The sequence below is a fragment of the uncultured Methanobrevibacter sp. genome (assembly GCF_947170395.1).
Lineage (GTDB): Archaea > Methanobacteriota > Methanobacteria > Methanobacteriales > Methanobacteriaceae > Methanocatella.
Window position 1 is genome coordinate 1 of the sequence record NZ_CAMVTE010000019.1, and the last position, 23,203, is coordinate 23,203.

The 23,203-nt window shown below is 35.0% G+C and carries 32 protein-coding genes; 5 read left to right on the plus strand and 27 right to left on the minus strand.

The features are described 5' to 3' along the window. On the plus strand, positions 1-194 hold a 194-nt coding region (locus Q0W04_RS06475), incomplete at its 5' end, for an Ig-like domain-containing protein (protein WP_298501316.1). 1,950 nt (positions 195-2,144) lie between these two features. Here the strand turns inward: Q0W04_RS06475 and Q0W04_RS06480 are convergent. The 10 genes from Q0W04_RS06480 to Q0W04_RS06525 all read right to left on the minus strand — a co-directional run bounded on the left by Q0W04_RS06480 (position 2,145) and on the right by Q0W04_RS06525 (position 9,174). Continuing rightward, positions 2,145-2,765 (minus strand): phosphopantothenoylcysteine decarboxylase, encoded by a 621-nt coding sequence (locus Q0W04_RS06480; RefSeq protein WP_366938635.1) that lies wholly within the window; start codon positions 2,763-2,765, stop codon positions 2,145-2,147. A gap of 25 nt (positions 2,766-2,790) precedes the next feature. Continuing rightward, a complete protein-coding gene (locus tag Q0W04_RS06485; protein ID WP_298501317.1) occupies positions 2,791-3,303 on the minus strand; it encodes a flavoprotein in 513 nt (170 codons plus the stop codon). 20 nt (positions 3,304-3,323) lie between these two features. Next, on the minus strand, positions 3,324-3,875 hold the full coding sequence (locus tag Q0W04_RS06490) for a PsbP-related protein (RefSeq protein WP_298501318.1): 552 nt from the start codon (positions 3,873-3,875) through the stop codon (positions 3,324-3,326). A 30-nt stretch (positions 3,876-3,905) separates the two neighbouring features. Continuing rightward, positions 3,906-4,628 (minus strand): endoglucanase, encoded by a 723-nt coding sequence (locus Q0W04_RS06495; protein ID WP_298501319.1) that lies wholly within the window; start codon positions 4,626-4,628, stop codon positions 3,906-3,908. 60 nt (positions 4,629-4,688) lie between these two features. Beyond that, positions 4,689-5,492 carry a prephenate dehydratase gene (pheA, locus tag Q0W04_RS06500; RefSeq protein ID WP_298501363.1) on the minus strand — a complete coding sequence of 268 codons (804 nt, stop codon included), beginning with the start codon at positions 5,490-5,492 and terminating at the stop codon, positions 4,689-4,691. Positions 5,493-5,550: 58 nt separating this feature from the next. Next, positions 5,551-6,351: a CBS domain-containing protein gene (locus tag Q0W04_RS06505; protein ID WP_298501320.1), complete on the minus strand. Its 801-nt coding sequence runs from the start codon at positions 6,349-6,351 to the stop codon at positions 5,551-5,553. Positions 6,352-6,373: 22 nt separating this feature from the next. Continuing rightward, complete coding sequence (locus Q0W04_RS06510; RefSeq protein WP_298501321.1) at positions 6,374-7,309, minus strand: CBS domain-containing protein; 936 nt, start codon at positions 7,307-7,309, stop codon at positions 6,374-6,376. Positions 7,310-7,370: 61 nt separating this feature from the next. Then, positions 7,371-8,069 (minus strand): 7-carboxy-7-deazaguanine synthase QueE, encoded by a 699-nt coding sequence (locus Q0W04_RS06515; RefSeq protein WP_366938636.1) that lies wholly within the window; start codon positions 8,067-8,069, stop codon positions 7,371-7,373. After that, entirely contained in the window at positions 8,069-8,584 is a 516-nt protein-coding gene (locus Q0W04_RS06520; protein WP_298501323.1) for a 6-pyruvoyl tetrahydropterin synthase family protein, read from the minus strand. The genes Q0W04_RS06515 and Q0W04_RS06520 overlap by 1 nt, the downstream gene beginning before the upstream one ends. Then, positions 8,584-9,174, minus strand: coding sequence for a DUF366 family protein (locus tag Q0W04_RS06525; protein WP_298501324.1), 591 nt, complete (start codon positions 9,172-9,174; stop codon positions 8,584-8,586). Before Q0W04_RS06525 ends, Q0W04_RS06520 begins: the two co-directional genes overlap by 1 nt. A gap of 95 nt (positions 9,175-9,269) precedes the next feature. On the opposite strand from Q0W04_RS06525, the gene Q0W04_RS06530 reads away from it, so the two are divergent. The 4 genes from Q0W04_RS06530 to cas4 all read left to right on the plus strand — a co-directional run bounded on the left by Q0W04_RS06530 (position 9,270) and on the right by cas4 (position 13,222). Beyond that, positions 9,270-10,343 carry a DNA polymerase subunit beta gene (locus tag Q0W04_RS06530; protein WP_298501325.1) on the plus strand — a complete coding sequence of 358 codons (1,074 nt, stop codon included), beginning with the start codon at positions 9,270-9,272 and terminating at the stop codon, positions 10,341-10,343. A gap of 46 nt (positions 10,344-10,389) precedes the next feature. Further along, a complete protein-coding gene (locus Q0W04_RS06535; RefSeq protein ID WP_298501326.1) occupies positions 10,390-10,665 on the plus strand; it encodes a 2TM domain-containing protein in 276 nt (91 codons plus the stop codon). Positions 10,666-10,813: 148 nt separating this feature from the next. Then, positions 10,814-12,292 carry a sodium-dependent transporter gene (locus Q0W04_RS06540; RefSeq protein ID WP_298501327.1) on the plus strand — a complete coding sequence of 493 codons (1,479 nt, stop codon included), beginning with the start codon at positions 10,814-10,816 and terminating at the stop codon, positions 12,290-12,292. A 135-nt stretch (positions 12,293-12,427) separates the two neighbouring features. Then, positions 12,428-13,222, plus strand: a complete 795-nt coding sequence (gene cas4 / locus Q0W04_RS06545; protein ID WP_298501328.1) for a CRISPR-associated protein Cas4 — start codon at positions 12,428-12,430, stop codon at positions 13,220-13,222. A gap of 71 nt (positions 13,223-13,293) precedes the next feature. Here cas4 and Q0W04_RS06550 read toward each other — a convergent pair whose 3' ends face one another. The 17 genes from Q0W04_RS06550 to Q0W04_RS06630 are packed head-to-tail and all read right to left on the minus strand — an operon-like array spanning position 13,294 to position 23,152. Then, positions 13,294-13,953: a DUF5612 domain-containing protein gene (locus Q0W04_RS06550; RefSeq protein WP_298501329.1), complete on the minus strand. Its 660-nt coding sequence runs from the start codon at positions 13,951-13,953 to the stop codon at positions 13,294-13,296. Beyond that, positions 13,946-14,209 (minus strand): energy-converting hydrogenase B subunit P, encoded by a 264-nt coding sequence (locus tag Q0W04_RS06555; protein ID WP_298501330.1) that lies wholly within the window; start codon positions 14,207-14,209, stop codon positions 13,946-13,948. The genes Q0W04_RS06550 and Q0W04_RS06555 overlap by 8 nt, the downstream gene beginning before the upstream one ends. Before the next feature lie 10 nt (positions 14,210-14,219). Beyond that, positions 14,220-15,218 (minus strand): respiratory chain complex I subunit 1 family protein, encoded by a 999-nt coding sequence (locus Q0W04_RS06560; RefSeq protein WP_298501331.1) that lies wholly within the window; start codon positions 15,216-15,218, stop codon positions 14,220-14,222. Positions 15,219-15,221: 3 nt separating this feature from the next. Beyond that, positions 15,222-16,349 carry a nickel-dependent hydrogenase large subunit gene (locus tag Q0W04_RS06565; protein WP_298501332.1) on the minus strand — a complete coding sequence of 376 codons (1,128 nt, stop codon included), beginning with the start codon at positions 16,347-16,349 and terminating at the stop codon, positions 15,222-15,224. Positions 16,350-16,360: 11 nt separating this feature from the next. Next, positions 16,361-16,807: an NADH-quinone oxidoreductase subunit B family protein gene (locus tag Q0W04_RS06570; protein WP_292791847.1), complete on the minus strand. Its 447-nt coding sequence runs from the start codon at positions 16,805-16,807 to the stop codon at positions 16,361-16,363. Next, positions 16,808-17,299: a 4Fe-4S binding protein gene (locus Q0W04_RS06575; RefSeq protein ID WP_298501333.1), complete on the minus strand. Its 492-nt coding sequence runs from the start codon at positions 17,297-17,299 to the stop codon at positions 16,808-16,810. It abuts the gene before it with no gap. After that, a complete protein-coding gene (locus Q0W04_RS06580; protein WP_298501334.1) occupies positions 17,300-18,712 on the minus strand; it encodes a 4Fe-4S binding protein in 1,413 nt (470 codons plus the stop codon). 11 nt (positions 18,713-18,723) lie between these two features. Further along, positions 18,724-18,975 (minus strand): energy-converting hydrogenase B subunit J, encoded by a 252-nt coding sequence (locus Q0W04_RS06585; protein WP_298501335.1) that lies wholly within the window; start codon positions 18,973-18,975, stop codon positions 18,724-18,726. Then, positions 18,972-19,448, minus strand: coding sequence for an MnhB domain-containing protein (locus Q0W04_RS06590; protein ID WP_298501336.1), 477 nt, complete (start codon positions 19,446-19,448; stop codon positions 18,972-18,974). Before Q0W04_RS06590 ends, Q0W04_RS06585 begins: the two co-directional genes overlap by 4 nt. After that, complete coding sequence (mbhE, locus tag Q0W04_RS06595; protein ID WP_298501337.1) at positions 19,445-19,726, minus strand: hydrogen gas-evolving membrane-bound hydrogenase subunit E; 282 nt, start codon at positions 19,724-19,726, stop codon at positions 19,445-19,447. Before mbhE ends, Q0W04_RS06590 begins: the two co-directional genes overlap by 4 nt. Beyond that, a complete protein-coding gene (locus tag Q0W04_RS06600) occupies positions 19,719-20,054 on the minus strand; it encodes a hydrogenase (protein WP_298501338.1) in 336 nt (111 codons plus the stop codon). The genes mbhE and Q0W04_RS06600 overlap by 8 nt, the downstream gene beginning before the upstream one ends. Further along, complete coding sequence (gene ehbF / locus Q0W04_RS06605; RefSeq protein WP_298501339.1) at positions 20,051-21,505, minus strand: energy conserving hydrogenase EhbF; 1,455 nt, start codon at positions 21,503-21,505, stop codon at positions 20,051-20,053. Before ehbF ends, Q0W04_RS06600 begins: the two co-directional genes overlap by 4 nt. Next, entirely contained in the window at positions 21,498-21,884 is a 387-nt protein-coding gene (locus Q0W04_RS06610; RefSeq protein WP_298501340.1) for a cation:proton antiporter subunit C, read from the minus strand. Before Q0W04_RS06610 ends, ehbF begins: the two co-directional genes overlap by 8 nt. Then, positions 21,884-22,117, minus strand: a complete 234-nt coding sequence (locus tag Q0W04_RS06615; protein ID WP_298501341.1) for a DUF4040 domain-containing protein — start codon at positions 22,115-22,117, stop codon at positions 21,884-21,886. The genes Q0W04_RS06610 and Q0W04_RS06615 overlap by 1 nt, the downstream gene beginning before the upstream one ends. Before the next feature lies 1 nt (position 22,118). After that, positions 22,119-22,541, minus strand: coding sequence for a cation:proton antiporter (locus tag Q0W04_RS06620; protein ID WP_298501342.1), 423 nt, complete (start codon positions 22,539-22,541; stop codon positions 22,119-22,121). Next, a complete protein-coding gene (locus Q0W04_RS06625) occupies positions 22,538-22,804 on the minus strand; it encodes a monovalent cation/H+ antiporter complex subunit F (RefSeq protein ID WP_298501343.1) in 267 nt (88 codons plus the stop codon). Before Q0W04_RS06625 ends, Q0W04_RS06620 begins: the two co-directional genes overlap by 4 nt. 33 nt (positions 22,805-22,837) lie before the next feature. After that, positions 22,838-23,152 (minus strand): monovalent cation/H+ antiporter subunit E, encoded by a 315-nt coding sequence (locus Q0W04_RS06630; protein WP_298501344.1) that lies wholly within the window; start codon positions 23,150-23,152, stop codon positions 22,838-22,840. Positions 23,153-23,203 lie beyond the last annotated feature (51 nt).

Sequence of the window (23,203 nt, forward strand, 5' to 3'; positions counted from 1 at the left end):
CCTACTTCAAAGCAGGTAAAAAAGTCACCCTGAAACTTAATGGTAAAACCTACACGGCAAAAACCAATGATAAAGGTCAAGCTACTTTCAAACTTGATTTGTCCAAGAAAGGTACTTATAAGGCTACTGTTAACTTTGCAGGAGACAATACCTACAGCGGATCAAGTAAATCTGTAAAGATAACAATTAAATAAGTGAGATTAATTTTTTCTCACATTTTTTTCTTTTTTTTAACTGGCCAGGATAGGATATGAAATTTTTTAATTTTTTATATATCCTTTTATTTATGAATATCAACACATCCTTTCTTTATTTTCATATTATTTAGTTATGACCCTATTTTTTATTAATTCTTTTATTTATAACCATAAAGTTTATATGAGATGTTTTTCTCACTACACTTTTACAAAGTGGCTTCAACAAGTTTTAAATTTTAGATTAAACAATATATTATCAGTTAAAATCCTCCAATATAACTAGTGTTGGGAGGTAGATAAATATGATTATTTACCTGTATTTATTTGCTAATCGTTGCAGTTTTTCCTACAACTGTTATGGTGTTCTCTCATTATACTTTCTAAATGGAGGTGAGAATTATGGATTTGATTATCTTTATTATAGGATCATATAGTTTTAACGTTATTTCAATAATTATTACTATAATTGATTTTAATATTCATTGAGGATAATCACTAATTTTCACTTCATTAAACAATTAAATATAAATCTAAAAATATCGATGATAGTCTTTTGAAAGCATTTAATGTTTTCCCAGAGGTTTTTCCCTTAGATGACCACTATTTAATTGCCAATATTAAAAATAATTAAGTTTATATATGACATTCCATAGACTATTTAATCAAGAGACTTACTTTTAAAGTAAACCTCTAGAAAAGTATAATGAATTTAATGTCTGTAGGAATATTACATCTTAATTTGTAATAAGACATTAAATTACACTTTTTCATAACACTTCTTTTTAATTAATTTTTTGTAGGCATATTAATTTTTGTAAAGTAGAACACTACAATGCCAAACATAGCATGGATGAGGATAAAGTAATCCAAAGGAGTAGAATAAACCCCACCACTAATCTTCCAAACACACATTCCCTAGGAATAAATAAAACAAAAACATTTTTCGCCATTAAATAAAAATCAAAGGATTCAAAGGGATTTAAATTTTTATGACATTGCCAAAAAGAAAGAATACTCATCAATAACCAAAAAAGTATCCTCGCAATACTTCAATAAATATTAAAACATCATAAAGCACATAGATTAAATCATTTGAAAATTCCACCAGATAAAAAAGACAATCATTAATTTTACAAATAAAACTATCCAAACCAAGAACATGTAAATTCTTAAATTAAAATCCAAACAATATTAAAAGAAAACATGAGATAAAGTTTTTAAAATTAATCAAATCTTGAAATAAGACTAGTACAAAAAAGACAATAATGTATTGTCAATGAAAGAAAAATTTTTAAAAAAAATCACCTATTTTGCAAGTGACAATCAACGAAAAAATAGCTCTAAGAATTATAAATAAATACTACAAAAATAGCTGAAAAGTATTACTCCAATACCTTTTTATACTATAAAATAAAATATAAAATATGCTAATGCAAATAAAATAAAAGTTCATTTAAACGTCCTTTAGGTGGATTCACTCTATTAATCACTCCATTTAACTAAAGCCTAAAGGCATGAACTTATTTTATTGAATAAACTATTTTTACAAGAATTATTTTCAAAGATTAATTTGCTTATTTTATTTGAAAAAGTATTACTATTTTGAGCTTATAATTCAATATAATTATATGTTTGAAACCAAAAAATTATTTGATTTGAAAATACAAATTCAATGCAATATTGAACTGCAAACAAAAACATGATTACAAATTCAAATTTAAATACAGTGATACAAAACAAATCAAACCATCACAAATGAATTTGCAAATATCACAACCACCAATAAACATCCGCATAACCATCATGAAAAAGATGTCTTTATTTTAATTATAGCTATGATTAAAATATAATAAAGTAAATCAACTGCAATAATAAACAATTAAATTATAAAAATAAAGAAACTAAAATTCAAAATAAATAAATTAATACAGCAGCATATAGATTGGCTCATATTTTTTTAGAAATTTCATCAATAATGGTTTTTGCAATCTCTTTTTTTGAGGCCAATGGAACGGATAGGACCTCATCATCAACGATTAAAACCTCATTATTGTCCGATCCGAAATGACAGTCTGTTCTGGAAATATCATTGGCTACAACCAAATCTGTTCCTGCATTGGAAATCTGTTTTCTTGCACACTCTATAATTTCCTCACGGGAAATGTTAAACTCGGCCTTAAAGCCAACCAAAAATATTTCAGGATTGATCTTTTTAATTTGGCGAATGATTTTTGTGGTAGGCTTCAGATTTAAAAAAAGGGAACTGCTTGAATCAAGCTTTTTATCGGATTTTTGCCTGAATTCAAAATCTGAAACGGCAGCTGTTGATATGAAAATATCAAATTCAGAAATCATGCTTAAAATCACATCATTCATTTCGCTGCTGGTTTCAACATAAACAACATCAAAAACAGAAGGAATGTCAACAGTTACATTTGCCACAACCAGTTTTAAATCAGCACCACGAATATAAGCTTCCTTTGCAAGTTCCAAACCCATTTTTCCGGAGGACTTATTGGTGATTCCCCTTACAGAATCAATAGGTTCATAGGTTCCTCCAAGACTAATTAAAACTTTTTTTCCTTTAATAATATCAATCCTTTTTATGTAAATTAATTGCTCTTAAAGATTCCAGAACAATATCCTCTTTTGAAGGGAATTTGGCTTTTCCTTCATCCATGCGAGGATTTATGAAAGTTGCTGAACCTTCCTCCTTAATTTTGTCAATGTTTTCCTTTATTGCCTTAAACATTGAATCATGCATTGAAGGAACAAAAATAATTGGAGTATCATGGCCGTAGGCTGTGATTAATAAAGTGGATATGGGATTATCTGCAATTTTATGGGCAAATTTGGAAATGGTATTTGCAGTGGCCGGTGCCACTAAAATCAAATCTTCCTGAGAGTATTTGACATGCTCTATTTCACCGGTCAACTCTGTGACAACGGAATTTCCTGTTGCAAACTCCATTGAATTTGGATGGATAAGCTCACATGCAGCTTCACTCATAAAGCATTTCACTTCAACATCATTTCTTCTAAATTCACGAGCCAATTTAATAGCTTCGCTGGCAGCAACGCTACCGGTAACACATAAAACAATCATAATAACACCTAAAAAAAGAATTAAGTAATTTGAATTTCTGACAATACAAAGTCAAAAACATACAAATTATCTTCAAATTGGTCGATTGGCGCACTGTACATTATAACATAAGCCTGTCCACCCTTTTCAAACCAAATTGCCTTGTGTTCCTTTTCACCTGCTCCCTGGGAAGATGTGTAGATATATTCCAATGCATCCATACCACCTACAGAAACACTTCCGGATGAAATCAATTGGAATGAAGGGTCCTTTTGCATTGATTTATAACTTTGATTTACAGAGGAATAGAACTCACCGTCAAGTTCTTTCTTTTCAATGTTAATGTTAACCTGACCTACACCCAATGCATCAATGGAATCGATTTTTGAAATGGCCATAATGGAATAATTTGAAGTTGGTTCGGCAACACCCCAAGTGGAAGGATATTGGATTGTGATTCCTCCTTTGGACAATGTCAATACGCTTAAATCCTCATCAGCATTATCATCAGCACTAACCACTGATACAGCAGAAATTAAAAATAATAAAAGCATTAGAGTTATTATGCTTCCTTTTATAAAATTATCTTTCATAATATCACCTGCAACAATGAATGGAATTGATTATCCATTACTTCCTCCGTTTGCTCCATTACTTCCAGAACCGCCAGACCCAGAACCTTGCTGGGAACCTGATTGACTGCTACTGGATTGTGACTGTTGGCCAGAACCACCTTGATTATTAGAATTACTGCTTGATGAATCACTAGGCTGATAACTGTTCGAATTATCCGTAGTGGTTTCCACATTTTTATAATCATCATTGGTTGAACTATAATTATCATATTTAGATGTATTGTTGGTAACAGTAACCACTTCTTTAATTTCAGGGAATGCAGTGTCATCTACAATAGCTACTGTTTCAGAATTAGATACAGATCCAAAATCCAAATTAAAAATTCCATATGCAGTTCCTGCAGTAAATCCGATAACTAAAATCAACAATAAAAACAATTTAAAAGTACCGCTGTCCATTGAGGATTTTTTACTTTTGTTATATTTAGCATCAGACTTTTTAGGATTGATAATGTATTTTTGAACCAAATCTTGTTCTTCTTTTCTTTTGTTTTTGGTAGGTCTTCTACGCTGCTTTCTTCTGTTATCTGTAGATGGTTTTCCCTGCATGGATCTAATTCTTTTTGTAGCTGCCTTAGCATCTATGGAATTTAACTTATCTTCATACTTGGAACGGAAATAACTGTATTTCTCTGCAGATATCTTACCGGAATTATAATCAGCTTCCAGATTCTTCATAACTCGCAGAAGTTTTTCTCTTTCATCAGACATTCCTACCCTCCCTGAATTTATACATTGTAATTTTTATATAAACATTAATTTATAGTTTGCCTAAAATTCAGGATATGAACCTAAAACTTTCAGGTAATATGTATTTTCTTCAATTTCTTTTAAAATATTCTGAATAATTTCATCATCCATGTGGCCGTTAAAGTCAACAAAAAACAGATATTTTCCCAAACCCTTTTTGGAAGGCCTTGATTCGATTTTGGTCAGGTTAATGTTATTTTTTTCAAATATTCCCAAAATCCTATACAAACCTCCTGGTTTATCCTCATAGATGGAAAATATGATTGATGTTTTGTCCCTACCTGTCCTTTTGTGGCATTTTTTTGAAAGAACAACGAACCTTGTCTCATTGTTGTCCATATCCTGTATATTGGACTTTAGAATTTCAAGACCATACAGTTCAACTATCTTTCTGTTTCCAATTGCAGCTTTCGAATTGTCTCCAATTATATCCTTGGCTGCTCTTGCTGTGCTGACGGCATAATGCTGTTGGAAATTGTGCTTGTTTACAAAATCCCTACATTGTGCCAGTGCCTGAGCATGGGAATAAACCTCTTTAATATCCTCCAGTTTACAGCCAGGATTGACAATCAGGTTCTGGTTAATCGGGATGATGATTTCCTTGAATATTTTCAAATCATATTTATGAGCCAATGAATCCAGAGTAATTCCAACAGGACCTTCAATGGAGTTTTCAATTGGAACAACACCTAATGAACATTCATCCTTTACAACACTTTCCATAACGGCAGGAATGGTACAGTATGGAACCAAATCATCTCCCAGGATGTTTGCAGCTTCGTGAGTGAATGTTCCTTTAGGACCTAAAAATGAGATTAATGTAATATTTAAACCCCCTTAAAAAAAAATAAAAAAAGAGTATAGTAAAAATACTATACCAAAATTAAGATTCTAATTTTTCAATTAGTCTTAAAATGTCAGTTTGTGTAATGATGCCCACTACTTTGTCATCATCAACAACAGGCAATCCGTTGTATCCTGTTTCCATGATAATTTCAGAAACTTCAGTAATAGACATATCCTTTGTCACAACTGTTGGATTTTTTGACATAATGTCTTCAACCAGAACTTCCTTGATTTGAGATTTCTGGTATTTTTCAGGAACCTTTTTTCTAAAGTCAATGAAAGCTCTCATCAAATCTTTGGATGTAATCATTCCAACAAGTTCCTCATCAACAACAGGCAATCTTCCAACATGGGATTCGATCATAAGTCTTCTTGCATGAACCAATCTTTCAGTTGAAGATACTGAAATCAATTCTTTAGACATTATCTCCTTTACAGTAATTTTATCGAATGCAATTCCTGATGCAAGAGTTACGAAATCGGCTTTTGATACAATACCCACCATTTTATCTTCTTCATTCATGACAGGAACTGAACCGATACCGTTTTCCAACATTAATCTTGCCACATCTTCCAATTGCATTGTTTGTGGAACTGTAAACACATCTTTAACCATTACAGATGAAATATGAAGTCTTGATGCAGGCATGCTTTCATATTTTGAAGAACCAAGCTTATTAGCTATGTCTCTTTCTGAAATAATACCAACCAATTCTTTATTATTAGTTACAGGCAAACGTGAAACGTTGTGTTTGCGCAACAATTTTAAAGCATCAGAAAGATTTTGATCTTTGTCTACAGTAATTAAATCCTCAGACATCAAATTCTTAATTTGCATATTATCATCTCCTATAAGTATTTTAATATCTTTTAACAGCGTTCAATACATCTCTTTCAGTGATAATACCCATTACGGCATCATCTTTAACAACCGGAACACCACCAATATTTTTTTCAGCGAAGAGTTCGCATAACTCTCCGATAGTCATGGTCGGCTCAACAGTTATAGGGTCTTTGACCATAATGTCAGAAATAACTGTTTGTAAAACATCGGTTGCCAAATTGGAATTCAAATTATCAAACAATTCCTTAGCGTTTAGGAATCTAATGACATCGGTAGAAGTCAGGATACCTAATAATTTTTTAGCTGCTTTGGAAATGTCAGCTTCCCCACCAATAATAGGAATTCTTCTTAAACCGTTTCTTACCATGATTTTGCATGCTCCTTCAAGAGGAGTTCCAGGAGTGGTAGTGAATACTTTTGGACTCATGAAATCCTGTACGGTTTCTTTACCAGCAACACCTGCCAGGGATAGTGCAATATCCCTTTCAGTTACGATACCTGCAAGTTTTCCATCAGCGTCAACGAGAGGTATAGCACCTAACTGATTAGCCAACATGGTTTCAATGGTTTGTCCAATTGAAGCTTTATTGGATAATGTGATTAAATCACGAGTCATAATTTCTTTAACTGGTTCGTTAATAGCTGCTAAAAAGTTGTCTTCGTATTTTTTCTCAATAATGTTGAATTTTTTTCCTCCACCAAAGAAATCTAATATATCCATTACTGTTACAATACCCAATAATTTACCGGAACCAGGATCAGCAATTGGTAATCTTCTGAATTCGTGTTCCATCATTACTTTAGCAGTGTCTTTTATACTTTTTGAAGGAGGAATTGAAACTACATCTCTAGTTGCAATAGCCATGATGTCTCCTTCTTTATCATGAACTTTTGTTTGACGTTCAACTGCGCCTGTATTTGATTTTCTATTAACGGATGTTTTGTCTTTCATTTTCACACCTCAGTATATTGCATTTAAAAACAAAATAAAATCAATTTTATTAAAACAAAAATTACTCAATATCCAAAACCTTATGGATTTGAGGAATGGTGGAAACTTCAAAATATTGCCCAACAATTTCAGAAAAATTAAATAATCTAAAATTAACGTTCTTCCACTCGGATAATGGACTGGAAGGTTGGATAATTATTTTAAGGTCGCTTTTGTTTGAAATATTTTCGGATAATTTTTCAACTACCTCTTTAAATGACTTTATTTTTGTTGAAGGCAATATAACTACTTTACAATATACATTTATGCACTTCGCCATTAATAAATTTAGTGATTTAATCTCATTTAAAAAAATATTCTCATCAAAATCACCATCAAAATGCTCCGGCAATTTGATATCAAGTGAAACGATGTCCAATTTATCGATTAAATCAATATTATCCGGCAAAGTACCGTTTGTTTCTAGCATAATCTTTAAATCAAAGTTTTTGCCAACCTCTGAAATAAAGTCAGGATATAGGCTAGGTTCACCTCCAGTAAATGAAATGGTTTTGCAGTCCGGAGTCAGCAGCTTATTTATCTCATCTGTGACTTCATCCGGAGTCATCAACTTGCCTGACGATTCTGATTTACTGTCATTGGTGTCGCAATAGCTGCAATTCAGGTTGCAGCCCGCAAACCTTACAAAAATTTGTCTTTCACCTATCAAAAGACCTTCGCCTTGAAAAGATGAAAATATCTCAATGATTGGAGCTTTCATCATAAATCTTTCCTGTATTCAGCGCCCTGTCCGATTCCCTCATTGACACAGACCGCCACATAATTCAAGTTATCGTAAGTCTCGGAAAGCTTTTTTGCCAAAGTTTCTGCAAAGAATTTTGACAATTCTTCGGCAGATGTGTAAGGAAGAGGTAAAAATACGCAATCCACGGAAGGAATGGAATATCCTTTACCATCGATTTTAAAGTAAACTGACTTCTGTTCTTTCAAATCAAAAATTGAGCCTTTTTCCTTATCAAAATCTTTAAAGTCTATCAATTTGTTATAGACAGGAATCAATAATCTGTGATCGAGTTCATCACAGATTGCCTTGGTAAATCCTTTAACGTCCTTAAAGTCCACAACAAATTCAAAATCCCCTGCACGTTCACCGCCGATTTCAACATCCACAAAATATGAATGTCCATGAATAAATCCGCAGGATTCGTGACCCGGAATTACATGAGCAGAGGAGAATCTTAAATTGGCCTGCATGCCGTTGACTAAAATTTTCATTATAACACCTTTGTTTTACTTATATCATTTTCAATTGTTTCCAATTCATTGATAAATCTTGTTACAGTTTCTTCAATTAAATTCAATAAATTATCTTCATTGAATATCTGTTCGCCATCTACTTTAATATCATATAATCCGATTGTTTCAACATCATCCGGAGTTCCCTTATCCTCCAAGTTAAGGGCGAAATGGATTTTAGAAGAGCTTAGGGAAATTGAAGCTATTGAGATAGACAGTTTTCTGCCATCTACAAATATATCATCACCCTCCCTTGTTGTTTTAACCCCATATTCAGTCAGGATTTCTCTAAAAATCATTACCAGAAGTCTTTGGCGAAGATAAGCTATCCTCATGTTGGTAGGCTGCTGGTCAAAAAATTCGCAAATGAAATTAACCATATAATTTGATTTGATTTCCAGCCCCACATCGGCAAAATCCTTCAGATTATCCGGAGTGATATTGACCGGACCAATCCAGGTTATGATTGATGAACCGTAAATTCCAAACTCCTGAAAAGCCCAGGAAGGATTGATTTGGCTTCCATCATATTCAAAAATTTCATCAATATGTTTATGAATAATAGTCATAATAAAACCTATAAAATTAATTACAATATTAATAGGTGCTTATAATATAAAAATATTATTAATGTATTAAATACTATTATTAATAGGAGATTATTATGAAACAAGTTAGAACAAGAGATTTTATCTACAGCAGCGATGACTTATACTTCGCATCAACCAATTACATTCATCCCGAAGACAGGGTTATTTCATTTTTAAGATACATTCCCGACCCTGAAGGTGACCGTGAAAAGGACGGCAGAAGATACCGAAAAGTGGGTTCTGAAGAGGCTTACACCTATTTGAGGGAAAATCATCCTGATTATTTATATTTCTGTGACGTTACAAATGTTGAAATGATGGGCGTGCCATTGGACAAGGTCGAAAGAATAATCAAACCTGAAGACAGATTATGTGGCCTCAAAAAGACTTTTGAAAGCGGAGGCGAGGTTAAAAATCCCGAACTTATTTCAAAGCTGATGGATGTGGCCGACTTTTTCCATTTCATGGCAGACATTCCTTATGACCATTTGGGAATTTCAGGTTCAATCCTTCCTGGCCTTCAAAAGGATGACGTGAGCGATCTGGACTTTGTCGTATATGGCCTTGACAACCACAGACGGGCAATCGAGACATTCAAGAAGTTTAGAGGAAAGGAAGTCTACATTGAAGAAGTCGACAAGCACATTACCGTTGAGGGAATTACCAATGATTATTGGGATTTTGTATACAACAAAAGAATGAGCGATGCAAGCCTAACCAAAGAGGAATTCAGATGGTATGAAAACAGAAAAGCAAATAGGGGAACAATAAACGGGACCTTATTTGACATACTGGCCACCAAAGGATACTCCGAAATTTCAGGAAAATGGGGAGATACCGTTTATGAACCTCAAGGAATTGCACAAATCGAATGTGACATTGTAAGTGCATTGGGCGCATTTGATAACCCTTCACTTTACACCATTGAAAATGTTGAGCTTTTAGATGGTGTAGACTTTGAATTGAGCGAAATAGTTTCATTTACACATACCTACGCCGGAGAAGTAATTGACGGAGAGCACGTCATAGCTAAGGGAAAAGTGGAGAAAGTCATTGTTAATGGAAAAGATTCACATTATCGTTTGGTTGTCGGAACCACACGTGAAGCTATCGATGAGTATGTAAAACTTAAAGAAAGTCCCGCTTAAAATAGCGGAGAATCCTTTACAATTAATGTAAAATATGGGTGATTTGATGTCAGATGAATTATACAGAAAAGCAGAAAAAAGAGCTGATGAAAAAATTGGTTTCTATCGCCACCTGTACAGCTTTGTTGCAGTGAATGTAATGTTCATAATTATGAACGCTGTTTTTTCACCGGGTGAATGGTGGTTTTACTGGGTAACCTGTTTTTGGGGAATCGGTTTAGTGATACATTTCCTTAAAATATTCGTTTTCGCTCCAAAAATTGATGAAAACTACAGAGACAAAATGATAGAAAAGGAAATGGAAAAAATGAAAAAGAAATAGATTTTACCACATTAACGAGAGATAACCTCTCTCAAAATTTTATTTTTTAACATCACCAAATGAACTATTTTTCAAAAGATTTGCACAATATGGAATATTATTTAAACTTCAATCACATAAATAGTAATATTCAATTTAATGTGATTATATGACAGAACAAAAAAAATCAGAATGGAACAGTAATCTTGCATTTATGATGGCAATGATCGGTTCTGCTGTCGGTCTTGGAAATATTTGGCGTTTCCCGAATGTTTTATACTCCAACGGTGGAGGATCATTTATGATTCCATACATTGTTTCACTATTCCTTTTGGGAATTTCCTTTGTTTTAGTGGAATATGCAGTTGGATTCAAGTTCAAAAGATCACTTGCAAGAATATTGTTCGCAGTTAGTAAGAAATTAGAGCCGGTGGCATGGTTCATATTATTAATCGTGTTTTTAATTACGACATATTACGTTTGTGTTGTCGGATGGGACCTGATTTATATCGTGCTGAGTATTACAAAAGCATGGGGAGCAAATCCTGATTTATACTTTACAAATAACGTCTTGCACGCAACAGACTCCATTTCAGGATTATTCACCATTGTCCCAACAGTCTTGGCATCAGTGTTTGTAATCTGGTTTCTGGCATGGTTCATTATCAAAAGAGATTTGAATGACGGAATCGGTAATGTAAGTAAAATTTTATTACCCCTTCTTTGTGCAATCGTCATCATCATTGTTGCATTCTCTTTAACATTGCCTGGTGCCTCACTTGGATACACACAGATATTTACACCAGATTGGTCTGCCTTGGGCAATCTTGACGTTTGGCTGGCCGCATTCGGACAAATCGTATTCTCCCTAAGTCTGGGTATGGCAATTGCGATGACATATGCAAGTTATCTGCCTGAAGGTTCAAAATTGGTGGACAATGCAATAATCGTAGCGTTTTCAAATTCCGGTTTTGAAGTATTTAACTCAATTGGAATATTTTCCATATTAGGATTCATGACACTGACAAGCGGAATTCCATTTAACGAACTTGTAACATCCGGAACAGGCCTTGCATTTGTTGTTTTCCCACAGGTATTCAACACAATGGGATCTGCAGCATATGTAATCGGACCGTTATTCTTCCTATGTATTTTGTTTGCCGGAATTACATCAGTTATTGCGCTTCTTGAAGGAGTATGTTATTCAATTTCTGAAAAATTCCTTATCGAACGTAAAAAGACAGCAACAGCAGTTTGTATTGTAGGATTTTTCATTTCCACAATATTTGCAACCGGTGCAGGAAGTACAATATTAGGAATTTTCGATGCATACCTGAACAACTTCGCATTGCTGTTTGCAATACTTCTCGAGTGCATCATATTCGGTTGGATTTACAAGTTTGATGATTTGATTCAAACATTGAACGACAACTCATCAATAAAAATGGGTAAAACCTGGAAAACCGTAATCAAATACATATTGCCAATCTGTATTGCAGGCCTTTGGATTCAGGGAGTCTATTCCACATTCACAACTGCAGACAGCCTCAGCACCACAGTCATGATAATATTGACAGTCGTGCTGATAGTGGTTCCAATCATCTTTGCGAAATTGCCGGCAATAAACAAAAATTACTACGATGTTTAAAATTGACTTCAAATAGCTATATTATTAGCTATTTGCTTTTTTTATTTTATTTAAAGAAATTTACTGCATTTATAACTTCTAATTATTTATATTATCAGTTACTAAGTAATATTACACAATTTAAGAGGTTATAAAATGATAAATGTCTCATCTATTAAAACGCATATGTACTGTCCGATGAAATTATACATCCGAAATCATGTTGATGTTCGTGAAAACAATGATTTTCAACTTGCAATTGAGCTTAAAAAACTCAAAATTGACGTGGACGACCTGATTCAAAAAAATATGCGAAAAATCAAAAAGGATATGAATCTTGCCGAGATAGAACAGATTCTCTCCCAGACCATTGATTCATATATTGAAAGCGGTGCAGATGCAATCAAATCAATGGAACTGGGCCTTGAACAATCACAGATTACACAGATTATTGATGATACCTACTTCAACATCAAAATCAGAGCACTGAAAATAAAGCAGGCAATGACAATACTTGACAGGAATGCCTTTGAAATAATCGACATGTTCTTTCCAAACTGCATGTATTCACTTCTTTTAAAAGAACCTCAGCTTGAACTGATAGGAATGTGCGACAAGGTTGAAATAATTGACGGCAAATATTATCCTGTTGCCATTAAAAGCTCAAATCCGCCGGTTAAAGGTGTTTGGGACCAGGATGCAATAGAACTGGTGTCATATGCAATACTTCTTGAAGAGGAATTCGAAACTGAAGTGTTTGTCGGTTTTGTCGACTATGAAAAAATAGGTGACAGAAGACCTGTTGTGATGGATGTAAATCTCAGAAAAGGACTGTTTGATGTAATGAGAGAAGTTAAAGAAATAATAGACAACAAGAAACTTCCGAACGTTAGAAAAAATCCAAGAAAATGTGAACTTTGCGAATACAAAGACATTTGCTTTAAAGAGTAAATAAGGATTATAATTAATCCTTATTCACTTTAGGAGTTAAATAACTCCACTATATGTCCATAAACATGAATTTAAAACTTAATATTGTCTCCAAGCCTTCCAATATCAAAAACAGCAGTATCGGCAATAGACATTACCGCCAAAACACCGGCCTGGATAGGGTCTGTGATTATCAAATCAGCATGCTCGGTTACGCTTCCAGGCATGTTGAGACAAATCACAATCAGATTGCTTTCTTTTTTTACTTTTTTAACGGCTTCAGTGATTTCACCACCCATAAGTGAACCTGCTAAAACTAAAGCACTAACACGAGGAAGTCTTGAAATAGCTTCAACAGCTTCAGCCAATGGTTTTTCACCAACCAAAGGAATTGTATCAATACTTATGCGCTCTCCACGTATATTATGCCTGTCGGCTTCCGTTATTGCACCCATTGCAACTTGAGACACCTGCGCTCCGCCACCAACAATAATTATACGTTTACCATAAATATCCAGTTGAGAGCCATGAAGTTCAACGGATTTGATTTCATCAATATTATTTAAATCCTCGATTAAGTCATCAATGTCTTCAACATGTTCGAGTTCCAGATTTATAGAACCCATGTTATTTTTTTCAACGAAAAGATGAACATAACTGATATTTGCACCATGATCAGTGATAACATCAGTGATATCATCCAATACGCCTTTTTTCTCATCCGATTTGATTGTTAATGTATAATCACTCATTTTGTGGCCTTACTTTATCAAGTTCCGCATGTGCCCTTTTCCACATGCTTAAATAATTATCATGTTTAGTCACAGGAATGACTTCAAGACCCAAATTCCTATGTTCATCAATCCATTCTTCATGAAACACAGGTATTTCAATTTTAATTGGTTCAGAGGTTTTATTTACAACTATAAGATTTCTGTAAGGAAAATCCCATTCAACGATGTATCCTCCAAGACTTACCATATGAAAAGGCCTCATAACAAATTTCAAAATAATCACCTCATAATAATCCAACTACAATAGCTAAAATTCCAAGCAGGGTTGTTCCAAGTATTGTCGGCAGCAGTTGCCTGTTTGTAAATACCGGGCTGAATGCTGAGAAAATTCCCATCATAAACACGAATATTAACGCCACGACAATATTGACCAGAATTCCTAAAGAGAATATGTTCGGAGGCACTCCAATAAACAATACTGAAAATATTGCGCCAAGCACAAACATGAAAAATCCTCTTGTTAAATAGACAACAGCCCTATATTTGGCCGCATATTCCATATATGGTCCTTCAATTACATCACTTTTAGCCTTAATTATTGAGAACGGATATTCATTCAATATAATCATGTAACCTATGAAAAATACGATAGCCGCAATTCCACCGGCAACGGTGAACAGGAACGGTCCATTAGCGTGCTGATAAGCAACAATATCTGATAGGAATATGCTTCTAGCAGCAGTTACAGGTGCAAACAATGCCAAATACAATGGGAAAGATCCGTATGTAATCATTCTAAGAGATCTTCTTGCACTTATGTCTTCAACAAAAGATCTGTTTGCGTTTTGATGAGCCGCACCCTTAATCTGGTCTGGGAAAGGCATTCTAACAGACATTACGGATTTTGACAATGCTCCCATCAGTACATAACATATTTCCTCCACTTTTAAAAATCCGACAATGGCAACCAAACTTGCAAGTGCCGGAATTTGATAAGCCTGAGGAGTCAATGCAACAAGAATACATAATACTGTCAGGAAACATATTATCGGCAAGGATTTATATAATCCTGAAACAGGAGATGAAACCTTAACGTTTTCCTTGAACATGAATTTTATCGGAGCCATTATTCCAGGAGCAATTACAAGAGGTCCGATTCTTTGCTGAATTCTTGCATGAATATATTTCCTTTCAATTCCAGGAAGCAATGTTGAAATTATAAAACAAACCAACACAGTAAGAACCACTGCAAGAATTGAATTGATTAATGTATTTGTAAACATTTTCTATCTCCTAATTATTTCAATTGCCCTGTCTGTACATGTGAAGCAAGGGTCACATTGTACAATACACAATTGAGCATCTGTAATCTGGTCTCCAATACATGCATATTGCATTGCACCAATATTCGCCATTGACGGAGTCCTTATAATACAGTGCCTTACTCTTCCACTTTCCAATGCATAGGAATGATATAAAGTTCCCCTTGGAACTTCAATATAACTTTCAATCATGTCAGTGTCAAACATCTCCCAATCCCTATTGACCACTTTTCCTTCAGGGATATTGGCAATAGCCTGACGAATAATCTTAATTGATTCAAATGACTCAAGAGCTCTCATAACCAAGTTTGACCTAACGTCGCCATCAGGTTGGGTTATAACATTATAATCAAAGTTGTCATATTCAAACATAGTTGTTCTGAGGTCTCTTGCAACACCTGTTGCCCTTAAAGTCGGTCCGGTTACTGCCAGTTCAATTGCCTGTTTTTGTGGCAGAACTCCGATTCCTGTAATCCTTGACTGCAATATTGAATCTGCCAAAAATCTTTCCACAAAACCTGTAAGACCATCTTCAACTGCATCCATATCATTTTTAAGCCTTAAAAGTTTTGCCTCATCCAAATCACATCTTGGCCTTACTCCACCTAAAACGGAACATCCGTACTGAACACGGTTACCTCCGATCATCGCAAGCAGTTCCATGACGATTTCTCTTAAGTAGAACACCCTCATCGAAAATGTTTCATGTGACAGGACTTCACAACCATGGGCCAGATACAGGAAATGTGAATGCAAACGTTCAAGCTCCCCCATTATGACACGAATATAAGTAGCTCTCTCTGGAATTTCAATGCCTAAACCAATTTCGGCAGTTCTGCAGGAATTCCATATATGTGAATTTGAACAGATTCCGCAAATTTTTTCAGTCAATGCATTTGCCTTTTCAACCGGAAGACCTTCCATGATTCTTTCAATACCTCTGTGATTTACACCAATGGTAATTTCAGCTTCCTGAACTATTTCATCTTCAACGAAAAATCTTACCCTATACGGTTCCAATGCAGCAGGGTGAACTGTACCCATTGGAATTTCTGTTTCAATAATATTGCTTCTCGGTACTTTTTCATCCATTTAATCCCCTCCTAGTCCGCATCCAATAATGTAGGCAGCAGTGATACAACTCCAGCCAAGACATCTTGAGGCCTTACTGCACATCCTGGAACTTTAGCGTTCACTGGTATAATATTTTCAACCGGTCCTTCAATCTCTTCTGATGGAATATCTCCATAACAGTTTTTGTATACTCCACCCATCAATGCACAACTTCCTGCAGCTACAACCAATTTAGGATTAGGAATAGCTTCATAAATTGCCTCTAACGGTTTTCTGTTCAAGTGTGTAACAGGACCTGTGACAACCAATACATCGGCTTCACGAGGATTCCATGTTAAAAACACATTATATTGTTCAGCGTCAAACCTTGGTGATAATATTGAGTTTACAATTTCAATATCGCATCCGTTACATCCTCCGGTGTAAACCAGCATGACATGTATTGCTCTTGCTCTTGAAAATGATTTAAGACCCATCTAATCACCATCCTGCTTATTTTTTAACACAGTTTTATCTGATAAGTATTGTGCAATAACTTTAAGTTTATCATCTGAAATTTTAAATGGCTGTTCTAGGAATTGTGAAATGTCAACATCCTGATCTCCCACACAACTTGGGTGAACAGTACCCTTTTCACCATACAGTGAAAATATAGGGCAGAAATCATGACAATAATAACATACAACACATTTTTCAAGATTAATTTCAGGTACTTCACTTTTAGTCCAGTCATCGGTTAACTTAACGGGACTTGCCAATTTTTTCATCTCAATTGCACCTGTCGGACAGACATTGGCACAACCTGCACATCCTATACAGGCATTTTCATCCACCCTATCGTCAACTTCAACTGAGAGTGTTGAAATCTGTCTTCTAAGCTCCATGTCCGTAACTCTGTCAGCTGCAAAAAAGATTCTTTTAAAGTTAGTAAAAGCTCCTTCTAAAGCTATTCTAAGTATATTTCTCATTTAAATACCCTCTATTGAATCTTTAAAATTTCTCTCGAATAAGAACGCCCTTGCAGGACATGCGTTTTTACATGCTCCGCAATAAGTACAGTTCTCTTCATTAACAACATAATTACCATCAATCTCATCGATTGCATCATACGAACATGTCTTATGACACAGACCACAATGCATACACAGTTTCTGTTCAATGAAATTGAATCCGTCTGTAATTTCATTTTTATACATTGTAGTTTTTGGAATCGCATCAACCGGGCAGTGAACTGCACAGTTTTCACATAAGATACATTTATCCAAGTCAACGGAAATTGAACCCCTGTTAAGGGTAATCGCATTTTCCTGACATACTTCAGTACATATTCCGCATGATATACAATCATCGCTTACTTTACCGTCCCAACTTGCAGTCATGAACTGGCGGGCTCCAACCTCATCACATGCCTGGACACATTTTCCGCAGGATACACAAAATCCAGACAATGCTGGAAGCTCTTTTTCATCGAACTCATCATATATGAACATTTCCTCATCTTCACGCAAAGTATGAACAGGACATGAGTTAATCGCCTGTACGTGAGTGATGTTTTCAGTGTCTGCGGTCGGATCATACCTAAGTTTACCATCCACATTTTTGAGTGATTCATTTTCACATAAATCCGCACACAATCCGCAATTGAGACATGAAATGATTTTTCCGGATGGCTTCTGGTTCAATTTATTGACTGTTATTGCAAAGTCATCTACGGAAATCGCATTGTTAGGACATGCCTTCATACAATTCAGACAAAGTGTACAGGTTGACTTGTTAACCATCTGAAGCTTGTTCATTGACTCGTTAGGACATACATCGTGACATATTCTGCATTCACGACAGATTCCTTCATCACGGTCAATTTTAACATGAATTGCACCGGTAGGACAGTACTGTTCGCATCTTCCGCAGAATATACATTTTTCTGTGTCGGTTCCGAAGAAGTTCCTTGTAACTTCGCTGATTTTACTTTCCTTTTTGGAACGGACATTGTCCAGCGGAGGATTTAAAATCATCAATGACTGTATCAAATTGAGCTGCTTGTCCTTTTCAAGTTCATATCCGTCTACCCTTGAATTGCTTGGACATGCCTCTTCACATACTCCGCAACGGGAACATATTCCGTAAACAATACCATCATCTATTGAAATGTTGTTTGTAGGACAATTGTACATGCACATTCCACAGCCGTTACATTTGGCTCTGTCAACAACATATCCACCATAACTGTTTTCAAATATTGCTCCGTTCGGACAGTTCTTATAGCATATTCCACAGGTAAGACAGCTAAATGCTTTTCCATTGATTAATCTGATAGCTTTTGTAGGACACTGTTTTATACATTCTCCTTTTCCATCACATGTATTAGCTGATAAAAACATAATAAAACCCCTTATTTACTCCTTGCAAATAGTAGTTTGCCTACAAAAATTCCTATTAATGCAGATAAAAATGCAGTTGAAATCGGCAAATCTGTATAGAATGGGAAATTACCCAGTTGCCATGCTGCAACAATACCTGCAATAAATATTACCACAAATGATCCAAGAGTGAATTTTGCATCACTTACATTGAGCTTGATTTGAGACCCGATTATCAAACCTAAAATCAAACCGAATATGACCGGTCCTAAAGACAACATCATTCACCCTCCTCAACAAATTTCTTAAATCCTGCAAATGCTATAACAATTGAGGATAAACCTACAAATACTTTTAAACCCACAAATATATTGAGATATGGGATGATTCCAGCATTGGTTACATCCGGATAATGGAAAGCTGTTTGGATGGCTGTTGGAACAACATTCAATAAGTCTGTTCCCACATTATAGAGATAAAATCCGCCTACAAACAATCCGATTAAACCGAATATGATAAATCCTAATGCACCAATGGATTCGAATACTTCAATATATGCATGGGACAATTCCAATGGAGAATTACCTAAACCATAAACAAGAATAGACAATATAATTCCACTAGCAATCATTGCACCTCCTTGGAAACCTCCACCAGGAGTGATGTGGCCTCCAAGAATAGTCATTATACCCAAACAGATTAAAATGATTGAAATCGGTAAAGATATAATCTTTAAAATCATACTACCCTCGCTCATTGTTTATCCCCCAATAATCCTCTGCCGAATATCAGCAATACTACAATACCGGCAGTCAACAATATGATTGATTCTCCTAATGTATCATATGCTCTGAAATCAAAAATAACCACAGTAACCATGTTTGGAGCTATTTGAGTTCCCAAAGCATTGTAAATGTAACTTACACCAGGGTTTATAAGGTCATGCAAATGGAATATTGCATCAATTAAAGTAACGGAAAATACTGCAGTCATTACAGCTGCAACCAGATTACGAATTGTATCTATACTAGACAAGATTACCACCCCAATATAAGAATACTGCAATAATACAAAGTGTTACCACTGCATAAAACAGCATTTTTTCCAATGAATCTTCCTGTTCAATTTTGAATTTAGGAATAAGCGGAATGTTGGAAATCAGCACAACGGCCAATATCAAAGCCACCAGCCCTGCAAGAAGAACACTAACATGTCTTAAAAGTATTGCAGACAATACCAATGAAACTATCAAAAATATTTCTGCAGTTATGCTTCCTGAAACGTCAGCATTGGTTACAGGACCTGGTGAAAACAATTTCCTAAACTGTTTTACAACATTAAATATTTGATCGTAAAGTTTCATAATATCCCTCCTACAAAGGTGGAAATTCCTTTAATTACAATATCAGGGAATATACCAAGCAAGACGATTATAATCAACAGTATTCCCATTGCGAAAACCATAGCACGTGGAACATCCTTTCCTTCAACTTCCAAATCGTTTGGTTTTGGCCTTAAAAACATTGTGTAGAAAGTTTTTACAAATACTACAAATGTGGCAATACTTACCATGATTGCCAGGATTGATATTTCAGGATATCCGCAACTTAATGATGCCTGAACAAGCATCAGTTTTGATTGGAATCCGCTTAAAGGAGGAACACCAGCCATTGCCAAACCGCCGATTAAAAGCATGATACTTACTTTCGGATGGTATGCAAGAAGACCTCCGAGCTTACGTGTGTCAACCTCATTTGTTGCATTTACGATTGCGCCAAATCCAATGAACAGCAATGCAGTAATAATGATTTCGTTTAATGCCTGGAAAAGACCAGCTGTTATTGCGTATGGGGTTCCAAGACCAATACCTAATCCTATAAATCCTAACTCACCAACAGCTAAAAATCCAATCATCCTTCTGAAGTCAGTTTGAGTAAGTGCAAGAGAAACACCCAATATCATAGCCAAGATAGAGAAGAAGACTACCAGAACTTCAAATATAGGCAATACTGAATAGATTCTAAACATTATCAATACGATTGAAATCATTGAGATAACTGTAAATGACTGAAGCAGTGCAGCTCCATGAGGTTCAGCTTTTGAATAAATTCCGGATTTTATAGTATGGAACGGTGGCAGACCTGATGCGTATAGCCAACCAAAGAATATTAAGCCGAGTGATAATAAAAATACCGGAGAAGTTATATTCACTAAACCATTGTGAACAGCATATGCTATATCTGTTACGTTTACGCTACCTGTCAATGCCAGAAGGAATCCAATTCCCAAAAGCATTATAGGAGAACCTATTGATCCCAAAATCATGTATTTTAAAGCCATTTCGTAACTGTAATCGATTGATGAAGCGGCAACAATACCGACCTGTGCCAGCGCCAATATTTCAAAGAACACAAACATGTGGAAAATGTCGTCTGTCAAAAGCATTGCAGTAACGGCAGCAGTACCCAAGAATAAAAGGAACAAATAAGGTCCGGAAACCTCCTTATATTTAGTTAAATAAATAAATACGACTAAAAATGTCAAAATACCTATCATTCCAATGAATATCTGTTGCAGGAATGTGAATGAATATGTAATTGCCGGATGGAACATCACGTTTGTTACATTATCCATTATTGGCTCATAACCTCCGAAGTAGTGAAGGCCGTAATTGGAAGCCAAAGGTATTATCGGAAGACATATTGCAACGACAAAAGCAAAAATCTTGGTTGCTTTGTTGAACTTTGAAAATGCTGAAATAAGCAAACCAGCCATCAAAGGAACAATAACCATTAATGGAATTAGTTCATTCATTGTATTCCTCCTGTTTTGATGTGTCTGCCAGCATCACTTTAGTGGATAGGGTTCCATATCTTCTGTATAAAACCATTACTAAAGCAAGCATTACAGCCAAGGTACTTGCACCAATTACAATACTTGTCAATACCAAACCGAAAGGAAGCGGATAAGCGGCATTTGCTGCAAACCATGCCGGATCCATTCCCGGCATTATAATAGGCACAACACCATCAGGAGCATATCCGAGAGCAACTATGAACAAATTGACTCCCTCTTCAATGAAACTGATACCGATTATTTTCTTTATGATATTGTCAATGAAAATTGCTGAATACAACCCAATGATAATCAGCAGCGCTGCTGTGAACAGTATAGTAATGTGAACGTATGCCATTAGCCATCACTCCTTTGAGTTTTCTTAACAGCCAAAGCAATGAATACAGGAACAATTACCGCACCGACAATGGCCTGTGTCAGGGCAACATCAGGTGCCAACAACAACTGGAAGAGAAATGCAATTGCACCTGCAGAAAATCCTGTTAAAATCGCAGCTTTCAATAAATCTTTTTGAATAAGAGCAAGAATAGCACTTCCAACCATTATAATCATCAATATAAATTCCAACATCTTACTCCCCCTCATCAATTTCCAATGTAGTGACTGAAAACCTGTCATCCGCCTTGAGTTTTTCTGAGTTTTCAGACTCAAAAACCTGCATCTTATCTTTTGGATGAATAAATGGATTATCATAATCAGGTTCAACTTCAACAGTCACCAAATCCAAATTATTTTCTCTATCTTCTTTTTTCCAATAAGCATTAGCTATTGCATGTGCTGTAAACGGTGCAATAATAAAGTATATTCCCGCAAGCAAATACTGGCCAAGACCTATCATAGCAATAATACATGCCACATCAAAAATACCTACAATGTGAATTCTTGCATACACTGCATTTTTGGTGTTTTTTGGTAAAGTGACAAATCCTACTGCCGCAATAATAATCAGAACTGCTGAGATAATAAGAAGAGCGGATTGAATATATTCTATCATTTATCCTCCCCTCCCAAAACACCAGCGAAAGCGACAGTGCCGACAAAACCAAATAATATTAAAGCTAATGATATATCTTTATAGAATCCAAGATTATACAAATCACCACCAACAAGCAATGCCATAGCGAAAGCTACAACAACTACGGAACTTCCCAGAAGTCCCATGGAAGTGGATTTATATGCACTTGCTCTTAAAGCGGCCAACATCATGATAATTAATGCTATAACCACAATATATTTTGAAATAAACAATATATCCATACTATCTCACTCGATTATTTTATAAGAAAATGATTATTCAAGCATTTTCTTAATATACTTTTCAAAAGGAATAATATCCTCTTTTTCTCTTGGAGAAATAGCAGCTACTTTAATGATATTATTTTCACTGTCCAAATCAACAGACAAAGTACCAGGAGTTAAAGAAATACTGTTTGCTAAAATTGTTTGAGAAACAGGCCTTTCCAAGACAGTTTCTATATCAACAACTATAGGATCAATATTTCTCCTCATAATTGCATTAAAAGCAACGTCAATTGTTGCTTTAATGATTTCGTAAATAAGGTCAAAGAAATAGATAATTCCATAACCAATTCTAGTCAAAAACATTAAACAAGCTCCATTTCATTAATAATTATAAGTCAAAATTTTGACATTAAA

Excerpts from the sequence above, each read along its gene's own strand:
- Q0W04_RS06485 (WP_298501317.1), bottom strand. The coding sequence starts at position 3,303 with ATGATTGTTTTATGTGTTACCGGTAGCGTTGCTGCCAGCGAAGCTATT.
- Q0W04_RS06490 (WP_298501318.1), bottom strand. The coding sequence starts at position 3,875 with ATGAAAGATAATTTTATAAAAGGAAGCATAATAACTCTAATGCTTTTA.
- Q0W04_RS06495 (WP_298501319.1), bottom strand. The coding sequence starts at position 4,628 with ATGTCTGATGAAAGAGAAAAACTTCTGCGAGTTATGAAGAATCTGGAA.
- Q0W04_RS06505 (WP_298501320.1), bottom strand. The coding sequence starts at position 6,351 with ATGCAAATTAAGAATTTGATGTCTGAGGATTTAATTACTGTAGACAAA.
- Q0W04_RS06510 (WP_298501321.1), bottom strand. The coding sequence starts at position 7,309 with ATGAAAGACAAAACATCCGTTAATAGAAAATCAAATACAGGCGCAGTT.
- Q0W04_RS06515 (WP_366938636.1), bottom strand. The coding sequence starts at position 8,069 with ATGAAAGCTCCAATCATTGAGATATTTTCATCTTTTCAAGGCGAAGGT.
- Q0W04_RS06520 (WP_298501323.1), bottom strand. The coding sequence starts at position 8,584 with ATGAAAATTTTAGTCAACGGCATGCAGGCCAATTTAAGATTCTCCTCT.
- Q0W04_RS06525 (WP_298501324.1), bottom strand. The coding sequence starts at position 9,174 with ATGACTATTATTCATAAACATATTGATGAAATTTTTGAATATGATGGA.
- Q0W04_RS06530 (WP_298501325.1), top strand. The coding sequence starts at position 9,270 with ATGAAACAAGTTAGAACAAGAGATTTTATCTACAGCAGCGATGACTTA.
- Q0W04_RS06535 (WP_298501326.1), top strand. The coding sequence starts at position 10,390 with ATGTCAGATGAATTATACAGAAAAGCAGAAAAAAGAGCTGATGAAAAA.
- Q0W04_RS06540 (WP_298501327.1), top strand. The coding sequence starts at position 10,814 with ATGACAGAACAAAAAAAATCAGAATGGAACAGTAATCTTGCATTTATG.
- cas4 (WP_298501328.1), top strand. The coding sequence starts at position 12,428 with ATGATAAATGTCTCATCTATTAAAACGCATATGTACTGTCCGATGAAA.
- Q0W04_RS06550 (WP_298501329.1), bottom strand. The coding sequence starts at position 13,953 with ATGAGTGATTATACATTAACAATCAAATCGGATGAGAAAAAAGGCGTA.
- Q0W04_RS06560 (WP_298501331.1), bottom strand. The coding sequence starts at position 15,218 with ATGTTTACAAATACATTAATCAATTCAATTCTTGCAGTGGTTCTTACT.
- Q0W04_RS06565 (WP_298501332.1), bottom strand. The coding sequence starts at position 16,349 with ATGGATGAAAAAGTACCGAGAAGCAATATTATTGAAACAGAAATTCCA.
- Q0W04_RS06570 (WP_292791847.1), bottom strand. The coding sequence starts at position 16,807 with ATGGGTCTTAAATCATTTTCAAGAGCAAGAGCAATACATGTCATGCTG.
- Q0W04_RS06575 (WP_298501333.1), bottom strand. The coding sequence starts at position 17,299 with ATGAGAAATATACTTAGAATAGCTTTAGAAGGAGCTTTTACTAACTTT.
- Q0W04_RS06580 (WP_298501334.1), bottom strand. The coding sequence starts at position 18,712 with ATGTTTTTATCAGCTAATACATGTGATGGAAAAGGAGAATGTATAAAA.
- Q0W04_RS06585 (WP_298501335.1), bottom strand. The coding sequence starts at position 18,975 with ATGATGTTGTCTTTAGGACCGGTCATATTCGGTTTGATTTTAGGTTTG.
- Q0W04_RS06590 (WP_298501336.1), bottom strand. The coding sequence starts at position 19,448 with ATGAGCGAGGGTAGTATGATTTTAAAGATTATATCTTTACCGATTTCA.
- Q0W04_RS06600 (WP_298501338.1), bottom strand. The coding sequence starts at position 20,054 with ATGAAACTTTACGATCAAATATTTAATGTTGTAAAACAGTTTAGGAAA.
- ehbF (WP_298501339.1), bottom strand. The coding sequence starts at position 21,505 with ATGAATGAACTAATTCCATTAATGGTTATTGTTCCTTTGATGGCTGGT.
- Q0W04_RS06610 (WP_298501340.1), bottom strand. The coding sequence starts at position 21,884 with ATGGCATACGTTCACATTACTATACTGTTCACAGCAGCGCTGCTGATT.
- Q0W04_RS06615 (WP_298501341.1), bottom strand. The coding sequence starts at position 22,117 with ATGTTGGAATTTATATTGATGATTATAATGGTTGGAAGTGCTATTCTT.
- Q0W04_RS06620 (WP_298501342.1), bottom strand. The coding sequence starts at position 22,541 with ATGATAGAATATATTCAATCCGCTCTTCTTATTATCTCAGCAGTTCTG.
- Q0W04_RS06625 (WP_298501343.1), bottom strand. The coding sequence starts at position 22,804 with ATGGATATATTGTTTATTTCAAAATATATTGTGGTTATAGCATTAATT.
- Q0W04_RS06630 (WP_298501344.1), bottom strand. The coding sequence starts at position 23,152 with ATGTTTTTGACTAGAATTGGTTATGGAATTATCTATTTCTTTGACCTT.